This window comes from Pseudooceanicola sp. NS-SX8, assembly GCF_057380755.1.
In genome coordinates, this window is the sequence record NZ_CM170819.1 from 1,719,982 (window position 1) to 1,741,316 (window position 21,335).

The 21,335-nt window shown below is 65.4% G+C and carries 17 protein-coding genes and 1 tRNA gene; 10 read left to right on the forward strand and 8 right to left on the reverse strand.

What is annotated here, in order from left to right; translation table 11 throughout:
* Window positions 1–97: 97 nt before the first annotated feature.
* A complete protein-coding gene (locus tag AC2IR1_RS07845) occupies window positions 98–1,243 on the forward strand; it encodes a mandelate racemase family protein (RefSeq protein ID WP_486475726.1) in 1,146 nt (381 codons plus the stop codon).
* Window positions 1,244–1,534: 291 nt separating this feature from the next.
* On the opposite strand, the gene AC2IR1_RS07850 is transcribed toward AC2IR1_RS07845, so the two are convergent.
* The 4 genes from AC2IR1_RS07850 to AC2IR1_RS07865 all read right to left on the reverse strand — a co-directional run bounded on the left by AC2IR1_RS07850 (window position 1,535) and on the right by AC2IR1_RS07865 (window position 5,333).
* Window positions 1,535–1,609: transfer RNA gene (locus tag AC2IR1_RS07850), tRNA-Glu, on the reverse strand.
* Between the two features lie 127 nt (window positions 1,610–1,736).
* A complete protein-coding gene (gene recJ / locus AC2IR1_RS07855) occupies window positions 1,737–3,482 on the reverse strand; it encodes a single-stranded-DNA-specific exonuclease RecJ (protein ID WP_486475727.1) in 1,746 nt (581 codons plus the stop codon).
* A 76-nt stretch (window positions 3,483–3,558) separates the two neighbouring features.
* A complete protein-coding gene (locus AC2IR1_RS07860) occupies window positions 3,559–4,860 on the reverse strand; it encodes a homoserine dehydrogenase (RefSeq protein ID WP_486475728.1) in 1,302 nt (433 codons plus the stop codon).
* A 113-nt stretch (window positions 4,861–4,973) separates the two neighbouring features.
* Complete coding sequence (locus tag AC2IR1_RS07865; protein WP_486475729.1) at window positions 4,974–5,333, reverse strand: hypothetical protein; 360 nt, start codon at window positions 5,331–5,333, stop codon at window positions 4,974–4,976.
* A gap of 68 nt (window positions 5,334–5,401) precedes the next feature.
* Here AC2IR1_RS07865 and AC2IR1_RS07870 point away from each other — a divergent pair, with 68 nt between their 5' ends.
* Together AC2IR1_RS07870 and AC2IR1_RS07875 are read left to right on the forward strand one after the other, a co-directional pair.
* A complete protein-coding gene (locus tag AC2IR1_RS07870) occupies window positions 5,402–5,989 on the forward strand; it encodes a TetR/AcrR family transcriptional regulator (protein WP_486475730.1) in 588 nt (195 codons plus the stop codon).
* 181 nt (window positions 5,990–6,170) lie between these two features.
* Complete coding sequence (locus AC2IR1_RS07875; protein WP_486475731.1) at window positions 6,171–6,674, forward strand: hypothetical protein; 504 nt, start codon at window positions 6,171–6,173, stop codon at window positions 6,672–6,674.
* A gap of 31 nt (window positions 6,675–6,705) precedes the next feature.
* Here AC2IR1_RS07875 and AC2IR1_RS07880 read toward each other — a convergent pair whose 3' ends face one another.
* From AC2IR1_RS07880 to AC2IR1_RS07890, 3 genes are read right to left on the reverse strand one after another with little or no spacing between them, the layout of a single operon-like run.
* On the reverse strand, window positions 6,706–7,260 hold the full coding sequence (locus tag AC2IR1_RS07880) for a TadE/TadG family type IV pilus assembly protein (RefSeq protein WP_486475732.1): 555 nt from the start codon (window positions 7,258–7,260) through the stop codon (window positions 6,706–6,708).
* Window positions 7,257–7,793, reverse strand: coding sequence for a TadE/TadG family type IV pilus assembly protein (locus tag AC2IR1_RS07885; RefSeq protein ID WP_486475733.1), 537 nt, complete (start codon window positions 7,791–7,793; stop codon window positions 7,257–7,259). Before AC2IR1_RS07885 ends, AC2IR1_RS07880 begins: the two co-directional genes overlap by 4 nt.
* Window positions 7,790–9,112, reverse strand: coding sequence for a TadE/TadG family type IV pilus assembly protein (locus AC2IR1_RS07890; protein WP_486475734.1), 1,323 nt, complete (start codon window positions 9,110–9,112; stop codon window positions 7,790–7,792). The genes AC2IR1_RS07885 and AC2IR1_RS07890 overlap by 4 nt, the downstream gene beginning before the upstream one ends.
* Before the next feature lie 427 nt (window positions 9,113–9,539).
* On the opposite strand from AC2IR1_RS07890, the gene AC2IR1_RS07895 reads away from it, so the two are divergent.
* Window positions 9,540–10,925, forward strand: a complete 1,386-nt coding sequence (locus AC2IR1_RS07895) for a Glu/Leu/Phe/Val family dehydrogenase (RefSeq protein ID WP_486476382.1) — start codon at window positions 9,540–9,542, stop codon at window positions 10,923–10,925.
* Window positions 10,926–10,949: 24 nt separating this feature from the next.
* On the opposite strand, the gene AC2IR1_RS07900 is transcribed toward AC2IR1_RS07895, so the two are convergent.
* Entirely contained in the window at window positions 10,950–11,441 is a 492-nt protein-coding gene (locus AC2IR1_RS07900; RefSeq protein WP_486475735.1) for a hypothetical protein, read from the reverse strand.
* 200 nt (window positions 11,442–11,641) lie between these two features.
* Here AC2IR1_RS07900 and AC2IR1_RS07905 point away from each other — a divergent pair, with 200 nt between their 5' ends.
* The 6 genes from AC2IR1_RS07905 (at window position 11,642) to rpoD (ending at window position 20,878) form a co-directional block, all read left to right on the forward strand.
* Entirely contained in the window at window positions 11,642–12,895 is a 1,254-nt protein-coding gene (locus tag AC2IR1_RS07905; RefSeq protein ID WP_486475736.1) for a sarcosine oxidase subunit beta family protein, read from the forward strand.
* A gap of 33 nt (window positions 12,896–12,928) precedes the next feature.
* Complete coding sequence (locus tag AC2IR1_RS07910; RefSeq protein WP_486475737.1) at window positions 12,929–13,186, forward strand: sarcosine oxidase subunit delta; 258 nt, start codon at window positions 12,929–12,931, stop codon at window positions 13,184–13,186.
* Window positions 13,183–16,119 (forward strand): sarcosine oxidase subunit alpha family protein, encoded by a 2,937-nt coding sequence (locus AC2IR1_RS07915; RefSeq protein ID WP_486475738.1) that lies wholly within the window; start codon window positions 13,183–13,185, stop codon window positions 16,117–16,119. The genes AC2IR1_RS07910 and AC2IR1_RS07915 overlap by 4 nt, the downstream gene beginning before the upstream one ends.
* Window positions 16,112–16,666: a sarcosine oxidase subunit gamma gene (locus tag AC2IR1_RS07920; protein WP_486475739.1), complete on the forward strand. Its 555-nt coding sequence runs from the start codon at window positions 16,112–16,114 to the stop codon at window positions 16,664–16,666. Before AC2IR1_RS07915 ends, AC2IR1_RS07920 begins: the two co-directional genes overlap by 8 nt.
* A gap of 82 nt (window positions 16,667–16,748) precedes the next feature.
* The gene (gene dnaG, locus AC2IR1_RS07925; RefSeq protein WP_486475740.1) at window positions 16,749–18,761 is read left to right on the forward strand and encodes a DNA primase; all 2,013 of its coding nucleotides are present in this window, start codon (window positions 16,749–16,751) and stop codon (window positions 18,759–18,761) included.
* A gap of 143 nt (window positions 18,762–18,904) precedes the next feature.
* On the forward strand, window positions 18,905–20,878 hold the full coding sequence (gene rpoD, locus AC2IR1_RS07930; RefSeq protein WP_486475741.1) for an RNA polymerase sigma factor RpoD: 1,974 nt from the start codon (window positions 18,905–18,907) through the stop codon (window positions 20,876–20,878).
* Window positions 20,879–21,335 lie beyond the last annotated feature (457 nt).

Genomic DNA, 21,335 nt, shown 5'->3' on the forward strand with positions numbered 1-21,335 from the left:
ACAGTGCTGCGGCGACTGTGGCAATGTTGTATGACATGTTGTTGACTTCTCCCACAAGCCGGGCCTACCCAAGAGCAAATCGCGGAGGAGGCGAGAGATGATCATCACCGAAATCGACACGGTTACCTTCCGGCACAGCACACGGAAACATGCCGATTCCGCGGGTCACGCCCACCCCGGCGGGCCGCATGACGTGCTGCAGACCATGGTCACGATCCGCACCGAAGACGGCCATGCGGGCCATTCCTTCTGCCCGCCAGAGGTCGCCCGCCCGCATGTGATGGAGAAATTCGTGAAGAAGGTCCTGATCGGCCAGGACCACCGTGACCGCGAACGGCTCTGGGCCGATCTGGCGCATTGGCAGCGCGGCTCGGCCGAACAGCTGACCGACCGTACCCTTGCCGTCGTCGACTGCGCGCTCTGGGATCTTGCCGGGCGGACCCTGGGCCAGCCGGTGCACAAGCTCATCGGCAGCTACCGCGACCGCGTGCCCGCCTATGGCTCCATCATGTGCGGCGACGAAATGCCCGGCGGCCTTGCCACGCCCGAGGATTACGGCCGCTTTGCCGAGGCCCTCGTTGCGCGCGGCTACAAGGGGATCAAGCTGCACACCTGGATGCCCCCGGTCAGCTGGGCGCCTGACGTGAAGATGGATCTCAAGGCCTGCGCCGCCGTGCGCGAAGCCGTGGGGCCCGACATTCGCCTGATGATCGACGCCTTCCACTGGTATTCCCGCACCGATGCGCTGGCGCTTGGGCGGGGCCTCGAAAAGCTGGGCTTCGACTGGATCGAGGAGCCGATGGATGAGCAATCCATGTCCTCCTACGCCTGGCTGGCCGGGCAGCTCGACATCCCCGTCCTCGGCCCCGAGTCGGCCCATGGCAAGCACTGGGCGCGCGCGGAATGGGTGAAGCACGGCGCCTGCGACATCCTGCGGAGCGGCGTCAACGACTGCGGCGGCATCACGCCCGCGCTGAAGGTCATGCGCATGGCGGAATGTTTCGGGATGGAATGCGAGGTGCACGGCAATACCGCCATGAATCTGCATGTGGTCGGCGCCTCGCGGAACTGCCGCTGGTACGAACGCGGGCTGCTGCATCCGTTCCTCGAATATGACGACGGGCTCGACTACCTCAAATCCCTCTCCGATCCGATGGATGCCGAAGGCTACGTCACCATCCCCGACCGTCCCGGACTGGGGGAGGATATCGACTTCGACTTCATCGAGAATCGCCGGGTCTGACGTCCCGGGGTGTCAGATGTTTGCCGGGGCAGGGGGTTAACGCGCATGGCGCGCGGTGCCTCCGCCCCGGGGGCCTGGTGTCCTGGTGACGGGCTCCTGCAAGGCGGAAATGCTGCGCTGCAGTACCGACGTGATACCGACATGATACCGACGCGATACAGCGTGGCGTTTTCAGCGGCTTGGCGGAAATTGCTGCATTGCGGCGTAAAACGGGGAGGGCGCGGAACGCACGGCGCGGTAACGACTGATCCGGGATCAGCGTCCGTTAGTGTCACGTTTTCCGGGGAAAAGTGGCAGCCCGTAGGGGAATCGAACCCCTCTTTCCAGGTTGAAAACCTGGCGTCCTAACCGATAGACGAACGGGCCGCGCTTGGCGTGAGGCGGGTTTTATGAAAAGCGCATCGCCTCTGCAAGGGGTTTTTTCGCGGATCCGCAGATTTTTTGCGCCGCGCAGGGCAGGGGCGGGGACGGCGCGGCAAGGCTCTGAAAAGCCTTATTTTTCAGAGGCAGGCGCGGCATCTTCCAGGCGCAGCTGCACCGACCGTCGGCCGCCCCATTCGTTGATTTCCAGCTTGCCCGCCAAATGGAAACTGCGCCCGCCGTGTCCTTCCAGCGCGGGGCCCAGGGGGCCGTCGAAGGCGCCGAAGCAGATCGCCTCGATCCGTCCGCCCATGCCGTCGGAGAAGGCGATCTTCAGGTGGGTTTCGCCGACGCGCTTGGCAAAGTTGATGCGCTGCGCGGGGAAGGCGAAACGGGGGGCGGGGGCGCTGGCGCCATAGGGGCCCGCGGCCTCCAGCATCTCCACCAGCTCCGGCGTGGCCGCCCCCGGCATCAGCAGCCCGTCGATCTTCAGATCCGCCGGTCCGCCCTGTCCAGCCCCTTGTTTTTCCAGCAGTTCCGTCAGCCGTGCCATGGCGGCGTCCAGCTTGTCGCGGGCCACGGTCAGGCCTGCTGCCATCTTGTGGCCGCCGCCCTTGATCAGCAATCCTTCCGCCGCCAGCTTCTGGATCGAGGCCCCCAGGTCGACGCCCGAAACCGACCGGCCGGAGCCTTTCCCCTCGTCCCCGTCGAACCCGATCACCACCGCCGGGCGGTTGGTCGATTCCTTGAGGCGGGAGGCGACGATTCCCACCACCCCGGGGTGCCAGCCTTCGCCCGCAGCCCAGACCAGCGGCGCCTCCAGCCCGCGCCCTTCGGCCTGGGCCATGGCGGCGGCGCGCACCTCTGCCTCGATCTCCCGCCGCTCGGTGTTCAGCGCGTCCAGCCGTTCCGCCAGGGCCTTTGCTTCCATGGGGTTATCGGTCGCCAGAAGCCGCGCGCCGAGGTCCGCAGCGCCGATCCGCCCGCCTGCGTTGACCCGTGGCCCCAGCAGGAAACCCAGGTGATAGGCGGCCGGTGCCGAGGTCAGCCGGGACACATCCGCCAGGGCTGCAAGCCCCACCCGGTCGCGCCGCGCCATGACCTTCAGCCCCTGGCGCACCAGCGCCCGGTTGACCCCCAGCAGCGGCGCCACGTCGGCCACCGTCGCCAGCGCCACGAGGTCGAGAAAACTCATCAGATCCGGGCCCTTGACCCCATCCTCGCGCAGCAGCCGGTTGACCTCCACCAGCATGAGGAAGACCACGCCCGCAGCGCAAAGATGGGCCAGGGCGCCATCCTCGTCCTGCCGGTTGGGGTTCACCACGGCGACACAGTCGGGCAGGGTTTCACCGCCCAGGTGGTGGTCCAGGATCACCACCTCGCATCCGGCGGCGGCCACCGGCTCATGGCTCAGCGTGCCGCAGTCGACGCAGACGACCAGGTCGTGATCGCGGCCAAGTGCCTGCATTGCCGGAACATTCGGGCCATAGCCCTCGTCGATCCGGTCGGGGATGTAGAGTGTCGCCTGCCGTCCCATCTGGCGCAGCCAGTCGATCAGCAGGGCGGCAGAGGTGCCGCCGTCGACGTCGTAGTCCGCAAAGATCGCGATCCGCTCGCCCCGTTTCGCCGCCCGCAGGAAGCGTTCGGCGGCGACTTCCATGTCGCGCAGGGTGCGGGGATCCGGCAGCAGGGCGCCGATCTTGGGATCAAGGAATGCGGCGGTGTCGCCGGGCTGAACCCCGCGCCGGGCCAGGACGCGGGCCAGCGGGTCGGGCAGGTGATCGGCCTGGACGATGGCTTCCGCCATGCGCTCGACCTCTGCTCCGGGGCCGCACCAGCGGCGATCCGTGACGGAGCGCGAGACGTCGAGAAAATCCATGGCCTTTCCTTTGTGCTGCCCACAACTCCCTGCAGGAGCAGGGAAAACCGGGCGCGTCCGCGCCCGGTTCGCCGTCTCAGACGGATTCGATACGCAGGGCGACCGGATCGCCCTCGACGACGCCGGTGGCGGTCATCCCGGCAAGGGCAATGTCCAGCGCCGCGCGCTGCACCTTGTGGGTCACGATCAGCACCGGCGCGGCGCCGTCTTCGTGATCGTACTGCCGCATCCGGTGGATCGACACGCCTGCCTCGCCCAGGACCGCGGCCACCTTGGCCAGCGCTCCCGGTTTGTCCTGCAGTTTCAGGCGGATGTAGAAGGGTGCCGGCGTGGTGGAGATCGTGCCGGTTGCCTCTTTCAGGGTGCTGGCCGGTTGTCCGAAGACGGGCAGGCGGAACCCGCGTGCAACGTCGCAGATGTCCGAAAGCACGGCAGAGGCCGTCGGCCCTTCGCCTGCGCCTGCGCCACGCAGCACGATCTGGCCCACGGCATCGCCTTCCAGCAGCACCATGTTCGTGCCGCCCTCCAGCTGGCCCAGGGGGCTTGTTGCCGGAACCAGGCAGGGTGCCATGCGCTGTTCCAGGCCGCGGCCCGTCATGCGGGACACACCCAGGAGCTTGATGCGGAAGCCCATGTCGGAGGCGGCGCGGATGTCCTCGATCGCGATGCGCTGGATGCCTTCCAGCTCCATCTTGTCGAAGGCGACCTTGGTGCCGAAGGCGACAGAGGCCAGCAGGGACAGCTTGTGACCCGCGTCGATCCCGCCCACGTCGAGGTTCGGATCGGCTTCGAGGTAACCCAGCTTGCCGGCCTCCTCGAACAGCTCTTCATAGCTGCAACCGGTCGCCTCCATCCGGGTCAGGATGTAGTTGCAGGTGCCGTTCATGACGCCCATGACGCGGGTGATGTTGTTGCCGGCCAGGCCTTCGGTCAGGGCCTTCACCACCGGGATGCCCCCGGCAACGGCGGCTTCGAAGCGGATGACGCGGCCCAGGCCCTCGGCCAGTTCGGCCAGTTCCTGACCGTGGACTGCCAGCATCGCCTTGTTGGCGGTGACGACATCCTTGCCGGCACGCAGCGCCGCCTCGGTCGAGGCCTTGGCGGGGCCGTCGGACCCGCCCATCAGCTCGACGAAAATGTCGATATCGTCGCGCTGCGCCAGGACGACGGGATCGTCTTCCCAGGCGTAATTGTCCAGCGGCACGCCACGGTCCTTGGAGCGGTTGCGCGCCGAGATGGCGGTGACTGTGATCTCACGCCCGGTGCGGGCGGTGAGCATCGCGGCCTCCTTGCGCAGGATCTTCAGAACGCCGATGCCGACGGTGCCAAGGCCGGCAATCCCCAGTCGGAGGGGTTGGGGGCGCATGGGCTCGCTCATGTGGTGTCTCCAAGGTTGTCGCGGATTTCCGTTGCATGGGCCTAGCGCCTTCGCAGGGACCTTGCAACGCGACTCTTGGGGTCAGCGGTCCTGCGGGCCGGGGCAGGGGGCCGTCAGGTGTCGAATTCGCGGGCACGCAGCTCTGCCGCGCGTCGGCGCAGCAGGGCGGCGCGGTAGGCCAGCGCATCGTCGCTGTCCTCGCCCAGGCGGCCGCCGGTGTCGCCGGCGTTCAGGATCTGGCTCTCGGGGACCAGGTCGGGGTAGGCCAGGTCCGCGGGAAGGGCGGCGTTTTCTGCCGAACGGGGCGGCAGGCTGCAGCCCGCAAGGGACAGCGCGGCGAGGCCTGCGAACAGGGGGCGAAAACGGTGATGGGGGCGCGGGGCGTCGGTCATGGCATCGGTCTGCCGCAGCGCGCGGCCGCTGGCAAGCCCGGAGGTGAACTGAGCGTGAAGGCAGTGGAAGGTGCGGGGCATCCTGTCGTTTTCGCGGAAATCCCCTCCGTCTTCCTTGTTCGCGTTGCAGGGCCGGGTAGAAATGGGGAATGGATCCGACGAGCACCACCGCCCCGGCAGATACGGCCACTCGCCTGCAACAGGCCGCGCTGCGGCTGTTTGCCCGCCACGGCTATGCAGCGGTGTCCATGCGCCAGATCGCGGCGGACCTGGGGCTGCATGTCGGCGGGCTCTACAACCATATTCCGGACAAGCAGACCCTGCTGTTCCGGCTCATGTCCGAACACATGTCAGAGCTGCTGACCGCGCTGGACAAGGCATCCTTGCCCGAGGCGCCTGTTGCCGCGCTCGAAGGGTTCACGCGGTTTCACATTCGTCACCATGCGGCCCGCCCGGATGCGGTTTTCATTTCCTACATGGAGCTGCGGAACCTGACGGATGAGAACTTTGCCGCGCTGGAGGCCTTGCGGGGGCGCTACGAAGGGCGGCTGCAGGCAATTCTGGAAGCCGGTCGGGCGCGGGGCGTGATGACGATGGAGGATCCCCGAATCGCCACGATGGCAATCATTGCCATGCTGACGGGGGTGAACACCTGGTTCCGCGACACCGGGCGGCTGACCCTGTCGGAGGTCGAGGCGATCTACTGGGGCATGGTCCGGCGGCTCGTGTCGGCCTGAAGGCCCGGGACCTGTGGGACGACGACAGGAAACGCGCGGGTGGCCGGGCGGTGCTTGCGGTTTGCGGTCGCCTTTGGCGCGGTCCTGTCGTACCCATCCCGGTGACACCGCCCGAAGAGGTGGTCCCAACCGCGTGTGATCCCGGCTGGCCGGGGCAACGGCGCCGTGACAGGAGGCGAAGATGAGCGATGAGACCCGCAAGGAAGACCGGATCCTGGCCACCCTTGGCGTCGGGGCCGGGCGCAAGGGCCTTGGCCTGCTGGTGACCGGAGGGCTGGCCCTGGCGCTGGCCTGGATCGCTCTGTCGCCCCAGCCGGCGCCCTTCGGAATGCGGGTGCTGGTGCTTGTCCTGGCCGTGCTCATGGCCGTGGTGGTCTGGCGGCTTTGGGGGGCGGCAAAGCTGCGGCTGACCCTGACGGAAGAGGCGCTGACGGACAGCGCGGGAGAGGTCCTGGCGCGGCTGGACGAGATCGAGGCGGTTGATCGCGGGCTGCTGGCCTTCAAGCCGTCCAACGGGTTCGTGCTGCGCCTGCGCCGCCGCGCGCCGCTGCGCTTCCGTCCCGGGCTTTACTGGAGCATAGGGCGCAGGCTGGGTGTTGGCGGGTTGGTGCACGGTTCTGAATCGAAACAGATGGCCGATGCGATTGCCTTCCACCTTGCCCGATCAGAGCAGGCTGAGGACTGATCCCTGATCCCGGGCGCGCTTCGGCCTGCGTTCAGGAATCGGAGTATTTCAGGACCGCCGCGAAACGGGGGCGGGTGTAGACGAAACTGTGCAGGTTGAGGTCATCCAGGTCGATCTGGGAAAAGCTGATCTCGTAGTCGTACCAGGTTTCCACCAGGATCAGTTCATCCCCCGAGGCCAGCAGAGGCAGCTTGTCGTCCCAGTCCGCGATATCGCTCGTGGTCAGGGCCTCCTTGTCGCCGCGGGCTTCCGACCAGACGATCTCGTAATCCTCGTTGTCGTCATCGTAGCCGATGGAGCTGATGCGGATGGCGTTGTTGCGATCCACCAGCATGAGAAAATCGAACAGGCTCTTGGTGTTGTCGATGTAGGTGGGCGTGATGTAGTCCGTCTCCCGGGAGAGCATGTCGGAGATCACGTAGGCGGCCTTCTGGTGCTGCGCGCCGACGCGCATCATGTCGAAGAACACCCACATCGCCACGTAGGCCCAGACCAGCAGCGGGAAGACGATCAGGAATTCGACCGTGACGGCCCCGCGTTCCTCCCGGCGGAAGCGACGGCATATGCGGTGCAACAGGGTCATCATGGTTCGTTCACGAAGGCAGAGATGGCGTACATGATCGCATCGCCATTGGCGTCGGTGCCGAAGTTGCGGCCAAGCCCGGCGTTCGGGAAAAGCGGCGCGAACTTCAGGCAGGCCCGCAGCAGCATCAGTTCGTTTGCACTGCCGTTGGTGAAGTTGCGCACCGGGTTCACATCTTCGGAGCGGTCAACACAATCGAGGTCGTCGGGCAGGGTGGAGTACTCCCGCAGGTCGACGGGCAGCATCTCCAGCTTCAGCGCGTCTTCGCAGTCGGGCAGGAAGCCACCGGAATAGTCGCAGATCAGATCCTTGATGGTGTCGTGATCCACGTCCTCGGTCTCTCCGATCTGGATGTCACGCACCGTCAGGCTGAGCCCCATTTCAAGCATGGTCTGACGCACGGTGAGCAGGCCCAGTTCCGCCGTCGACATGAAGATCACCACGAAGATCGGGAAGAGAATGACGAATTCGACCGTCGGGTTCCCATCTTCGGCGCGGCAGAACCGCTGGATCAGTCGTGTCAGGCGCAGGGTCATTGAACGAGGTGCAGGGCGTTGAGCTGACGGGCGATGGATGCGAAGGCGTCTTCGATTTCGATCCCTTCGACCCGGTAGAAGTGGGAGGCGGAAGAGGCGCAGTTTTCCATCACCTCCGCCCCATGGTTGGAGACTTCGAACCCGATGGTCCAGACGATCACGCCGCGATCCTTGGCCGCATCGCAGACTTCTTCCAGCAGGTCGTCCCCCTCGGTCGAGGTATAGGCGTTCTCGTAGAAGTAATCGTCGAGGCTCGAATCCATGTAGTTGACGGCATAGGACAGCCCCTTACGCGCCCACATGTAGCGCATGTCAGGCGTTTCGTAGACGGCATCCTTCAGGCGATAGGTACGGACGTTGGCACCATCGGTCATCAGCACGATGGTCTTCAGGGCGCCGGCCCCCCAGGCAACCGGGCGACCGTCGAAGCTTTCGTCGATCAGGCCATCATCGACCATGTCGGCCACGACCGGCTGGAAGGCCGGGTCGAGCAGGGCGACGCCCCACTTCATGCCCAGGTGGATGGAGGTGTTCTGTCGCGCCTGCAGGTCCCCGATCTGTTCCTTCAGCGCGGTTGCGTCCTGGCTGAAGGGGGTGATCCGTTCATAGTCTTCCTGCGGGCAGCCCGGGTTGGTGATCAGCGAGGAGGAAGTGGACGACCCGGTCGAGAAATGCGCGAACTGGCGGTGGAAGGTCGTCGTGTCGAGCGCCGTGGTCGCGAAATCGGAGTCGTCGAATTCCATGCAGTGGGAATAGCCCTGCAGCTGCAGCACGTTGAGGCGGGACAGGATTTCGGGGCCGGCGTTCACCTGGCTGGTGTAGGGCACGATGGAGACGGAGACGGTGCCGGGGTTGTCGTCGGTGATGACGGTGTCGATGAAATCCTGCGCGGCGGTGCGCATGTTCACGATCCGGCTGTTGTTGCCCATCGACCCGGAGATGTCGAGCACGAGCGACACTTCGGCGTCGCCGATGGATTCCTCTGCCGTGCCGGATGCGTTCACGTCCAGGCTGGTGATCCCCAGCATCGAGATGAACTGCGTCTTCATCGGGTTCTGCGCGGTCGCCGACACGGTCCGGTAGCCGGTTCCCGAATCAACCGTGACCGATGTCAGGTAATCGGTCATGTCGGTCTTTTCGAAGTAGTCGCGCACGACGGTTTCCGGGTCCAGGTCGTTGCGGGTGTTCGCGGCGGCCAGGACGGCACGGTCGAGCACCGCCTGCAGCTTGGTCCGCTCCATCTCGTGGTGCATGAAGTCGATGCCCATGCCGCCGATGATGAGGGTGATCACGAAGAAGAAAAGGACCATGGGCATCATTGCCCCGTCCTCGGAACGGCGGAAATGCCGCAGGTGCCCGCGCGTGATCCGCCGGAGACGGGGGGCGCGGGGCGATGTCGATTTCTTGTCCATGTCTTTTCCCTACCCGCGCCTTGTCGGGACAGCGCTTTGAGTCATTCTGACTTCTAGGGGCCGAATCCGGCGGAAATGGGGCGGCTTTGGGGATCCTGTCAGGCGTAAGCGACGGAACCGGCGGGGTTTTCGCGGGCCCTGCGATTGCCGTCTTCAGCCGATGGGAGAGCCGTGAAAACGGTTTCGTGTTCCCGTTGTTAACGGATCTGGGCTAGACCGGGGGATGCACCGCCTGCGCGGCCGCAGACCGGAGGAGGCTGGCGGCGCGGGCTCAGCCAGGGAGGATGCCGTGCAACCGATCAAGGAACCCGGATTTCGCCGCAGTGTCGATCTGATGTTCAACCGCGCCGTGGCGCTGATGGATCTGCCCCCCGGACTGGAAGAGAAGATCCGCGTCTGCAACGCCACCTATACCGTGCGCTTCGGTGTCAGGCTGCGCGGCCAGATCCAGACGTTCACCGGATATCGCTCCGTTCATTCCGAACACATGGAGCCGGTGAAGGGCGGGATCCGTTTCGCCCCCAACGTCGACCAGGACGAGGTGGAGGCGCTGGCGGCGCTGATGACGTTCAAATGCGCGCTGGTGGAGGCGCCTTTCGGTGGCTCCAAGGGCGGGCTTTGCATCGACCCGAGGGATTGGGACGAGCAGGAGCTGGAACTGATCACCCGACGTTTCGCCTATGAGCTGATCAAGCGTGACATGATCAACCCGGCCCAGAACGTTCCGGCGCCCGACATGGGCACCGGGGAACGCGAAATGGCCTGGATCGTTGATCAATACGCCCGGATGAACACGACGGATATCAATGCCCGCGCCTGCGTCACTGGCAAGCCGCTGAATTCCGGAGGAATTGCCGGGCGGGTCGAGGCGACGGGCCGCGGCGTGCAATATGCTCTCAGGGAATTCTTCCGGGAGCCGGAGGACGTCGCCAGGGCCGGCTTGGCGGGGACGCTGGACGGCAAGAGGATCATCGTCCAGGGGCTGGGCAACGTGGGCTACCACGCGGCGCATTTCCTGCAGGACGAAGATGGCGCGCGGATCATCGGGATCATCGAACGCGATGGCGCGCTCTTCAACGAGGAGGGGCTGGATGTCCGTGCCGTCCACGACTGGATCGCCAGTCATGGCGGCGTCTCGGGCTTCCCGGATGCGCATTTTGTCGAAGACGGCGCAACCGTGCTGGAAGAGGATTGCGACATCCTGATCCCGGCGGCGCTGGAAGGTGTCATCAACATGGGCAATGCCGAGAGGATCCGCGCCCCCCTGATCATCGAGGCCGCCAACGGCCCGGTGACCTTCGGCGCCGATGAGGTGCTGCGCCGGCGCGGTACGGTCGTCATTCCCGACCTCTATGCCAACGCCGGCGGCGTGACGGTGTCGTATTTCGAATGGGTGAAGAACCTCAGCCACATCCGCTTCGGCCGCATGCAGCGCCGACAGGAGGAGGCGCGCCACCAGCTGATCGTGGATGAGCTGGAACGCCTTTCGGCCGACAGCGGGATCGGCTGGACCCTGTCGCCGGGGTTCAAGGAGAAATATCTGCGCGGGGCAGGGGAACTGGAGCTGGTTCGCTCCGGTCTCGATGACACGATGCGCATGGCCTACCAATCCATGCGGGAGGTCTGGCACGGACGGTCGGATGTGGAGGATCTGCGAACGGCAGGGTTCCTGGTCTCAATCGACCGGGTCGCCTCCTGCTACCGGGCAAAGGGGCTTTGACCGGCCGGGGCGGCGCGAAAGCGGTCAGGCGGATTGGCGATAGCGCACGACGCATTGGTCGAGGAAATGCTCGACCCGGCCTTTCCAGGTGCCCGCATCGATGTCCCCGTTGCTGACATGCAGCACGGCGACGGGGGCGTGACCGGTCAGCTGGGTCATTTCCTCCACCGCCTCGGCGGGGTAGTCGCCACGGTCCGAGGTCACCAGGAATGCGATGCGGTCGGGCAGGGCGGGCTGGCTTTCCAGCCACTGGCGCAGCGGCCGGGCGGTCTTGCCGTTGCACAGGGGAGTGCCGAGGATCAGCAGATCGCTGCGATCCCAGGGCTGGTCGGGCACCGCGTAGCCGGCTTGTCTGGGCAGCAGGGAAAACAGACCCGTCTTCATGCGGGACCAGAGCCCGGCCTCGTCCCCTGCGGATTCGATTTCATGAAGCTGTGCACCCAATTCCCAGGCAAGCTCTTCGCCAACCGTCTGGGTGTGACCCGCGTCGGAATAGAGCAGGATACGGCACGTCATTCCAATGTCCCCCAACCATTTGACGGTACTGTGTCAACGGGATGACCGTTTGTCATCGTTTCGGTTTCTGCTGTGCAGAAAAACTTGGCAGAGGGGCCGAAAAATGCCGACTTGTGAGGAAAAATTCATCAAAAACGAACCCCGGATTGCGCGAAACGCTCCGAGCGGCTTAGCTCGGGGCGGGTAAGAAGGAGCACGACATGCGGTTTTCCGGGCTTCGGGTTCTCAAAGAGGGACTCACCGGCAACCGGGGCTGGGGCCCCCATTGGCGCGATCCGGCGCCGAAGCCGGCCTATGACATCGTGATCATCGGTGGCGGCGGACATGGGCTCGCCACGGCCTTCTACCTGGCCCGGGAACATGGGCTGACCAACGTCGCGGTGCTGGAAAAAGGTTACCTCGGCGGCGGAAACGTGGGGCGCAACACGACCATCGTGCGGGCCAACTACTTCCTGCCGGGCAATTCGGAGTTCTACTCCCACTCGCTCAAGCTCTGGGAAGGGCTGGAAGGGGCGCTCAACTACAACGTCATGCATTCGCAGCGGGGCCTGATCAACCTGTTCCATTCCGATGGCCAGCGGGATGCGGCGGCGCGGCGCGGCAATGCGATGATCAATCAGGGCGACGATGCGGAGTTGCTGGATCGCGACGGCGTGCGCCGGCTGCTGCCCTACCTGAACTATGATCAGTCCCGGTTCCCGATCTACGGTGGGCTTTATCATCGCAGGGGCGGGACGGCCCGGCATGATGCGGTTGCATGGGGCTTCGCCCGGGGCGCGTCGGAACGCGGTGTCGACCTGATCCAGAATTGCGAGGTCACGGGGATCGACGTGGAAGGGGGCCGGGTGACCGGCGTGCAGACCTCTCGCGGGGCGATCCGTGCGCGCAAGGTGGCAATCGTGACTGCGGGGCGGTCCGGACAGGTGGCAGCCATGGCCGGGATGCGCCTGCCGATCGAGAGCCACATCCTGCAGGCCTTCGTGACCGAGGGGCTGAAACCGGTGATCGACCACGTGGTGACCTTCGGCATGGGGCATTTCTACATCAGCCAGTCCGACAAGGGCGGCCTGGTCTTCGGCGGCGATCTGGACATGTATCCTTCCTACGCACAGCGCGGCAACCTGCCCACGGCCGAACACGTGATGGAGGCGGGGATGGCGCTGATGCCGATGATCGGCAAGGCACGGGTGCTGCGCAGCTGGGGCGGGATCATGGACATGACGCCCGACGGCTCCCCCATCATCGACCGGACGGATATCGGCGGTCTCTACCTCGATTGCGGCTGGTGCTACGGCGGGTTCAAGGCGGTGCCGGGATCTGGATTTGCCTTGGCGCATCTTCTGGCCACCGATCGTCCGCACGACAGCGCTGCGGGCTTCCGGTTGGAGCGGTTCCGCGACGGGGCGGGGCTGATGGATGAGGAGGGCACAGGTGCGCAGCACAATCTTCACTGACCATCCTTCGATGCGATTTTACGGGGGCCATCCATGCGGCTGACTTGTCCGATATGCGGGGCCCGGGACCTGCGGGAATTCACTTATCGCGGGGCGGCCCTGCTGCGTCCTGCCGGTGATGACTGGAACGACGACTGGCACGACTACCTGCACCTGCGCGACAACCCGGCAGGTATCGCGGAGGAATACTGGAGCCATCACGCAGGTTGCCGCGCCGTCCTGCTTGTCCGGCGGGACACGCGCACCCACGAGGTACATTCGGTCACGCGGGCGAAGGGGGGCGGCGCATGAGACGGCTTTCGACGGGCGGCCGGATCGACCGGTCCGCGCCACTGACCTTCACCTTCGATGGTCGGGAATACCGGGGGTTCGCGGGGGACACCCTGGCATCCGCGATGATCGGGGCCGGGTTGAAGGTGGTCGGACGCAGTTTCAAGTACCATCGCCCGCGGGGGATCTTCTCCTGCGGCAGCGAGGAGCCGAATGCCCTGGTGACCCTTGGTGCCGGCGCGCGGTCGGAACCCAACATGCGCGCCACCATGCAGGAGCTTTTCGACGGGCTCGAAGCGCGCAGCCAGAACTGCTGGCCCTCGGTCGATCTGGACCTCCTGGAGGTGAATGATCTCTTCGCCGATTTCCTGGGGGCGGGGTTCTACTACAAGACCTTCATGTGGCCGAAGGCGTTTTGGGAAAAGCTCTACGAGCCGGCGATCCGCCGGGCGGCGGGTCTGGGGGCGCTTTCGGGGCAGCCGGACCCGGATTTCAACGAGAAGGCCTTTGCCCATTGCGACCTTCTGGTGATCGGAGGGGGGGCGGCCGGGATGATGGCGGCCTTGCGCGCTGCACTTGCCGGGGCCCAGGTGATCCTGTGCGAGGAAGGGCCGGAGTTGGGAGGGCGCCTTTTGTCCGAGGTCGAGGAGGTCGGAGGCCTTCCCGCGGCGGACTGGGTGGCGCAGGTGGCGACGCAGCTTTCCGGCATGGCGAACGTGCGCGTGATGACCCGCACCACGGTCACTGGCGCCTATGATCAGGGCACCTTCGGCGCGTTGGAGAGGGTGGGGCGGCACCTGAAGCACCGCTCCGGCGCGCTGCCGGTGGATTGTTTCTGGCGGATCGCGGCGAAGCAGTCCGTGCTTGCGGCGGGCGCCACGGAACGCCCCGTGGCGTTTCGCGACAATGATCGGCCCGGTGTCATGCTGGCAGGCGCCGTCAGGGCCTATGTGAACCGCTACGCCGTGTCGCCGGGGGATAGCGTGACGGTCTTCGGCAACAACGACGACGCGCACCGTACCGCGCGGGACCTTCTGGCGGCGGGCGTTCATGTGGCGGGCCTGGTCGATGCCCGGCCGGAGGCGGTGACGGACCTTGATCTGCCATTCTATCCGGGCAGCCTTGTCAGCCGCGCCCATGGGCGCATGGGGGTCGAGGCGGTGACGATCCGGACGCCGTCCGGTGAAGAAAAGCTGCAAAGCGATTGCCTTGCCGTCTCCGGGGGATGGAACCCCGCCGTGCACCTGACGTGCCATCTCAACGGTCGGCCGGTCTGGGATCAGGCCCTGTCTGCCTTCGTACCGGCGCCTGATGCCGTACCGGGAATGACCGTGGCGGGGGCTGCCGCCGGCGCATTCGCGACGGATGCCTGCCTGGCGTCCGGGGCCGGGGCTGCCGCGACGGCGCTCGATGCGCTTGGCCTGCCGGTTCCGGATCTGCCGCTGCCCGTGGCAGAAGCGCAGGGCTATGCCATTCGCCCGCTGTGGTCGGTGCCGGGCAAGGGACGCGCCTGGCTGGACCTGGCCAACGACGTGACGGTCAAGGACGTGCGCGGCGCCGCGACCGAGAATTTCCGCTCGGTCGAGCATATGAAGCGCTACACCACCCAGGGCATGGCGCCGGACCAGGGCCGGACGTCGAACCTAGGGGCGCTTGCGGTGCTGGCCGATGCGACCGGGCGGGACATTCCCGGCACCGGTATCACCACCTATCGTCCGCCCTTCGCGCCGGTGCCGATCGGGGCCATGGGCGCGGGCGGCAAGGACAAGGGCTTTGCGCCGGAACGGCTGACCACCAGTCACGGCCGCAGCCTGGCAATGAACGCGCCCATGGTGGAAGCGGGCCTTTGGTATCGGCCCAGTTTCTTTCCGCGCGCGGGGGAAAAGGTCTGGCGTCAAAGCTGTGATCGGGAGGTCGGGATGGTGCGGCAGGCCGTCGGTGTCTGCGATGTCTCAACCCTCGGCAAGATCGACATCCAGGGCGCGGATGCGCCGGCCTTTCTCGACTTCGTCTATACCGGCAAGTTCTCCTCCCTGGCGGAAGGGAAGGTGCGCTACGGGCTGATGCTGCGCGAGGACGGCCACGTGATGGACGACGGCACGACCGCCCGGCTTGGCCCCGGCCACTACGTGATGACGACGACGACCGCCGCCGCAGGGCAGGTGATGGACCACCTGGAATTTGCCTCCCAGGTGCTGAAGCCCGATTGGGACGTGCGGATGATCTCGGTCACCGAACAATGGGCCCAGTTCGCCGTTGCCGGCCCGAAATCCCGCGCCCTGCTGGAAGATCTGCTGGATCGGGAGCTTGGCAACGATGTCCTGCCGTTCATGGGCTGCATGCCGGTGCAGTTGGGCGGCGTCGAAGCGCGGCTATTCCGAATCTCCTTCTCCGGTGAACTGGCCTACGAACTGGCGGTGCCTGCGCGGTATGGCGAAAGCCTCTTCGGGCAGCTCGTCACCCGGGCAGAGGACATGGGCGGCGGCGCTTACGGCTTGGAGGCGCTCAACGTGCTGCGCCTTGAAAAGGGGCTGCTGACCCACGCCGAACTGCATGGTCGCACGACCGCCTTCGACCTGGGGCTGGAGCGTATGATGTCCCCGTCGAAGTCCTTCATCGGCAAGGCGGCTGCGGCGCGGCCGGGCCTGCTGGCCGAGGACCGTGAAAGACTGATCGGCCTGCGCCCTCTGGGCGCGGTGCAGATGATCCCGCCCGGCGCCTTCCTGTTCGAGCCGGAGGCAGAGCCGGTACGAGAAAATGCGCAGGGCTACGTCACCTCTTCCTGCTACTCTCCCACGCTGGGGCATACGATCGCCCTCGCGTTCCTGAAAGCGGGGCCGGACAGGATAGGAGAGCACATTCGCATGGTGGATCATCTGCGCGGGGTGGTGACCCTGTGTGAAGTCTGCGAACCCTGTTTCCTGGATCCCGAGGGGGGGAAGCTCCGTGTCTGATGTACGCCTGGTTGCCCGCAATGCCTTGCCCCAGGGAGAGGCGCTCCGTCTTGGCGACACCCGGATCGAGGTCTTGCCGATGCGGCGGATGACCTCCCTGATCCCCGGTGGTGATGGCGCAGCCCTGGCCCGTGCCTTGGCGAAACATCACGGCCTGTCCCTGCCGTCGCCCGGTGAAAGCAGCCGGGAGGGGGAGGCGGAATGCCTCTGGTTCGGCCTGGACCTCTACCTGTTGATCGGGCCGGCGCCTTCGCCCCTGCTTGTCGGGGCGGCCGCGATGACGGATCAGTCCGACGCCTGGGCAACTGTCCTGCTGGAAGGCCCGCTGGCGCAGCAGGTGCTGGCCCGCCTGACGCCGCTCGACCTGGGGGAGGCGGCCTTTCCCGTCGGGCACACGGCTAGGGGCGAGCTTGCGCACATGATGGGGGCGCTGACCCGGATGGGGCCGCAGGCCTATCGTCTGATGGTCTTCCGTTCGATGGCCGAAACACTGCTGCACGAACTGCGAACGGTGCTGGAAAGCGTGGCGGCCCGCGCCGCTCTCTGATAGGCGCTGCGGTCTGGGCTGTCGGGTGCCGCGATGCATGGGGCATCTGGACTCCGGCCGCCTGCAGAGGGATATTCCGTCCATGAAGCTGGACCCTTCGTTTCTCGACGAGCTGCGCAACCGTGTGTCCCTTGCCCAGGTGGCAGGGCGCAAGGTGCTGTGGGACAACCGCAAATCGGTTCCGTCCAAGGGGGACCTGTGGGCGCCGTGCCCGTTCCACCAGGAAAAGACCGCGTCGTTCCACGTCGATGACCGCAAGGGATTCTACTATTGTTTCGGCTGCCACGAGAAGGGCGACGCGATTTCCTTCGTCCGCAAGACCGAGAACGTGGAGTTCATGGAGGCGGTCGAGATCCTGGCGAGAGAGGCCGGCATGCCGTTGCCGGAACGCGATCCCGAGGCCAAGAAGAAGGCGGAAAAACGCGCCTCCCTGACCGAGCTGATGGAAGAGGCGGTGAAGTTCTTCTCGCTCTCGTTGCGGGGTGGGGCCGGGCGTGATGCCTCTGCCTACCTGACCCGGCGGGGCCTGGACGACGCCGCGCGACAGCGCTGGAACCTCGGCTTTGCTCCGGACGCCTGGCAGGGTCTGTGGGACCACCTGATCGGCAAGGGCGCCCGTCCGGAGGAGCTTCTGGCCTGCGGCCTGGCCAAGCCGTCCAACAAGGGCAAGCAGCCCTACGATACCTTCCGGAACCGGATCATGTTCCCGATCCGTGACCCACGGGGGCGCTGCATTGCCTTCGGCGGTCGGGCGATGGATCCCAACGACAACGCCAAGTACCTCAACTCGCCCGAGACACAGCTCTTCGACAAGGGGCGGACGCTTTACAATCACGGTCCCGCGCGGGAGGCCGTCGGCCATGGTCAGCCGCTGATCGTGGCGGAGGGCTACATGGATGTGATCGCCCTGTCCGAGGCAGGGTTCGGCGGCGCGGTGGCGCCGCTTGGCACCGCCGTGACGGAACATCAGCTCGACATGCTCTGGCGGGTGTCGCCGGAGCCGATCATCGCGCTGGATGGCGACAAGGCAGGTATCCGGGCCGCGCGTCGGGTGATGGACCTGGCCCTGCCGAAACTGACGGTCGGCCACAGCCTGCGCTTTGCGCTGATGCCGGAGGGGCAGGACCCCGACGAACTGCTGAAAGCCAAGGGCCGCGAGGGGATGCAGGCCAAGCTGGACGCAGCCCTGCCGTTGGTCGATCTGCTGTGGGAGCGCGAGACGGAGGGCCGGACCTTCGACAGCCCGGATCGCCGCGCGGCGCTGGACAAGGCCCTGCGCGATGCCACCCGCCAGATCCCGGACGAAAGCCTGCGCTATCACTACGACCAGGCGCTGAAGGAAAAGACGCGGGAGTTGTTCCGTCCGGCGCGCGGTGGCGCCCGGGGCGGCAACGGCTTCAGTGGCGGTTTCGGCGGCGGCAAGGGTGGTTTCGGGCGCGGTGGCGCGGGCCGGGGCGGTTTCGGACGCAACCTGCCCGCCGTCCCGATGCCCTCCACCAAGACCAGCCTTCTGGCCGCCCAGGACCTGGAAGCGACAGAGTATCTGCGCGAAGGCGTCATCCTGGCGTCGCTTATCGTCACGCCTTCGGTGGTCGATCAGTTCGAGGGAGCCCTTCTGCGCATGGACTGCAGGGATGCCGGGCACGCCCGGATGAGGGACCTGATTCTGACCCATTTCGACGAAGGCGCGGAAAATCTGTCGCAAAAGGTAACTGATGCGCTCGGTCCGGAAGCCCTTGACGAATTGCTCTCACGGACCCATGTGGCCCTTTGTCCGCCGGTGCGACATCCCGGCGACGAAGAACAGGCCCGCCTGACGCTGTCCGAGGAGTTTGCAAAGCTGCAGGCCTCGCGTGCCCTCAGGGACGAGATCGACGAGGCGTTGCAGGAAATGGATTATATCGAGGACGAGGCGGTCACCTGGCGCCTGGGCGACGCCGCCCGGTCGAGCCAGGCCGCCATTCGGGGGCTGCAGGAGGACACAGCAGAGTATGATGTTGGTGAAAACGGGGCCCAGATCAACCGGGACGAACGCAGCGCGCTGGACGCGTTGATGCAGACGATTCGCTTCGATAAGCCTCATCGGAGCAGCTGATCCTTAAGTCCCGTTGGGATTTCACAGGGATCCTCAAGAAAATCAGGGTAAACGGGTGTGCGAATCGGTGAAAGCAGGTATTGATTCGGTTCATTCGAATCAGACCGGTAGCACCGCCGCATCCAGTGCGCAGGAGTATCGCCATGGCCGCCAAGGACAACGACGAGAACCAGATGGAAGAGCAGGAGGCGGAAGTCTCCCTCGATATGAGCCAGGCGCAGGTGAAGAAGATGATCGCGGAAGCCCGCGAAAAAGGCTTCATCACCTATGATCAGCTGAACCAGGTTCTGCCGCCGGACCAGGTTTCCTCGGAGCAGATCGAGGATGTCATGTCCATGCTCTCCGAGATGGGCATCAACATCATCGAGGACGAGGAAGCCGAGGAAGAAGAGCAGAAGACCACGGCCGTCGCCACGACGAACCAGAACCGTGAAGTCGCGCTCGGCACCACCGGCCAGGAAAAGCTGGACCGCACCGATGACCCGGTGCGCATGTACCTGCGCGAGATGGGCTCGGTCGAGCTGCTGTCGCGCGAGGGCGAGATCGCCATCGCCAAGCGCATCGAGGCCGGCCGCAACACGATGATCGCGGGCCTTTGCGAAAGCCCGCTGACCTTCCAGGCCATCACGATCTGGCGCGACGAACTCCTGTCCGAAGACATCCTGCTGCGCGATGTCATCGACCTGGAAACCACCTTCGGCGACAGCATGGGCGACGACGAGGAAGAGCCGGTGGTGGATGCCTCCGCCGTGTCTTCCGCGCCCAAGAAGGAAACCGGGCCGGAACTGGACGCCGACGGCAACCCGCTTGCGCGCGAGGATGACGACGACGAGGACGACCAGTCCAACATGTCGCTGGCCGCCATGGAAGCCGCGCTGAAGCCGCGCGTCCTGGAAACCCTGGACCGCATCGCCGACGACTACGAGACCCTGTCGGAGATCCAGGACAACCGGATCAGCGCAACGCTGAACGAAGACGGCTCCTTCTCGGAGACGGACGAGGCGACCTATCAGAAGCTGCGGTCGGAAATCGTGCTGCTGGTGAACGAGCTTCACCTGCACAACAACCGTATCGAAGCGCTGATCGACCAGCTTTACGGCATCAACCGCCGGATCATGTCCATCGACTCCAGCATGGTTAAGCTGGCCGACCAGGCCCGTATCAACCGTCGCGAGTTCGTCGAGGAATACCGTGGTCACGAGCTGGACCCGAACTGGATGGACCGCATGGCCGCGAAGCCCGGCCGGGGCTGGCAGATGTTCATCGAGCGGTCTTCCGATAAAGTCGAGGAACTGCGGGCAGATATGGCCCAGGTCGGGACCTATGTGGGCCTCGACATCAGCGAATTCCGCCGCATCGTCCAGCAGGTCCAGAAGGGTGAAAAGGAAGCGCGCCAGGCCAAGAAGGAAATGGTGGAAGCCAACCTTCGCCTCGTGATCTCCATCGCCAAGAAGTACACGAACCGCGGTCTGCAGTTCCTGGACCTGATCCAGGAAGGCAACATCGGCCTGATGAAGGCCGTGGACAAGTTCGAGTATCGCCGCGGCTACAAGTTCTCGACCTATGCGACCTGGTGGATCCGTCAGGCCATCACCCGGTCCATCGCGGACCAGGCCCGCACGATCCGTATCCCGGTCCACATGATCGAGACGATCAACAAGCTGGTCCGGACCGGGCGCCAGATGCTGCACGAGATCGGCCGGGAACCCACCCCGGAAGAACTGGCCGAAAAGCTGCAGATGCCGCTGGAGAAGGTCCGCAAGGTGATGAAGATCGCCAAGGAGCCGATCTCCCTCGAAACGCCGATCGGCGACGAGGAAGACAGCCAGCTGGGCGATTTCATCGAGGACAAGAACGCGATCCTGCCGCTGGATTCCGCCATTCAGGAGAACCTGAAGGAAACCACGACCCGCGTTCTGGCGTCGCTGACGCCGCGTGAGGAGCGGGTGCTGCGGATGCGTTTCGGCATCGGCATGAACACCGACCACACGCTGGAAGAGGTGGGCCAGCAGTTCAGCGTGACCCGCGAACGGATCCGCCAGATCGAGGCCAAGGCGCTGCGCAAGCTGAAGCACCCCTCGCGGAGCCGTAAGCTGCGGAGCTTCCTGGACCAGTAAGGCCCCGGCAGAAATCAGAACGACAGAACCCGGCGTTTCAGGCGCCGGGTTTTTTCGTTTATCCGGGGCAGGGGGGTGGCGGGATAAATCCCGCCCTACCGCGTAGGGTGGATGCCAATCCACCTTTGGCGGCACGGCGCGAGAGGGCGGGGCTTGGGGGCGTCTTGAGGATGGTGTGAGGGGCGTCTGGGGATGATGTGGGGGGATGGCGGGATGAATCCCGCCCTACGTGCGGTGGGGTCAGGGGCTGTTCATCGAAATCGCCGGAAAGCGCGAAGGGCGGAAAAGTCATCCTGTTGAAAAGGCGCGACAAAAACGTCGGTATTACGTCGGTATCCTGTCGGTATCGCGACGGTGCATTTTCCCGATATTTTCCGGTGCGGTCCGTTCACCTGCCTTTCACCTTCCTTTCCCCGGGGGCTCTTCGGGCCGTCATCCGGGGTGGGAGGGATCGGCG

Coding starts and splice junctions, on each gene's coding strand:
- dnaG (WP_486475740.1), top strand. CDS start 16,749: ATGAAGCTGGACCCTTCGTTTCTCGACGAGCTGCGCAACCGTGTGTCC.
- AC2IR1_RS07865 (WP_486475729.1), bottom strand. CDS start 5,333: ATGCCCCGCACCTTCCACTGCCTTCACGCTCAGTTCACCTCCGGGCTT.
- AC2IR1_RS07915 (WP_486475738.1), top strand. CDS start 13,183: ATGAGACGGCTTTCGACGGGCGGCCGGATCGACCGGTCCGCGCCACTG.
- AC2IR1_RS07900 (WP_486475735.1), bottom strand. CDS start 11,441: ATGACGTGCCGTATCCTGCTCTATTCCGACGCGGGTCACACCCAGACG.
- rpoD (WP_486475741.1), top strand. CDS start 18,905: ATGGCCGCCAAGGACAACGACGAGAACCAGATGGAAGAGCAGGAGGCG.
- AC2IR1_RS07910 (WP_486475737.1), top strand. CDS start 12,929: ATGCGGCTGACTTGTCCGATATGCGGGGCCCGGGACCTGCGGGAATTC.
- AC2IR1_RS07885 (WP_486475733.1), bottom strand. CDS start 7,793: ATGACCCTGCGCCTGACACGACTGATCCAGCGGTTCTGCCGCGCCGAA.
- AC2IR1_RS07860 (WP_486475728.1), bottom strand. CDS start 4,860: ATGAGCGAGCCCATGCGCCCCCAACCCCTCCGACTGGGGATTGCCGGC.
- AC2IR1_RS07905 (WP_486475736.1), top strand. CDS start 11,642: ATGCGGTTTTCCGGGCTTCGGGTTCTCAAAGAGGGACTCACCGGCAAC.
- AC2IR1_RS07880 (WP_486475732.1), bottom strand. CDS start 7,260: ATGATGACCCTGTTGCACCGCATATGCCGTCGCTTCCGCCGGGAGGAA.
- AC2IR1_RS07875 (WP_486475731.1), top strand. CDS start 6,171: ATGAGCGATGAGACCCGCAAGGAAGACCGGATCCTGGCCACCCTTGGC.
- recJ (WP_486475727.1), bottom strand. CDS start 3,482: ATGGATTTTCTCGACGTCTCGCGCTCCGTCACGGATCGCCGCTGGTGC.
- AC2IR1_RS07870 (WP_486475730.1), top strand. CDS start 5,402: ATGGATCCGACGAGCACCACCGCCCCGGCAGATACGGCCACTCGCCTG.
- AC2IR1_RS07895 (WP_486476382.1), top strand. CDS start 9,540: ATGTTCAACCGCGCCGTGGCGCTGATGGATCTGCCCCCCGGACTGGAA.
- AC2IR1_RS07845 (WP_486475726.1), top strand. CDS start 98: ATGATCATCACCGAAATCGACACGGTTACCTTCCGGCACAGCACACGG.
- AC2IR1_RS07890 (WP_486475734.1), bottom strand. CDS start 9,112: ATGATGCCCATGGTCCTTTTCTTCTTCGTGATCACCCTCATCATCGGC.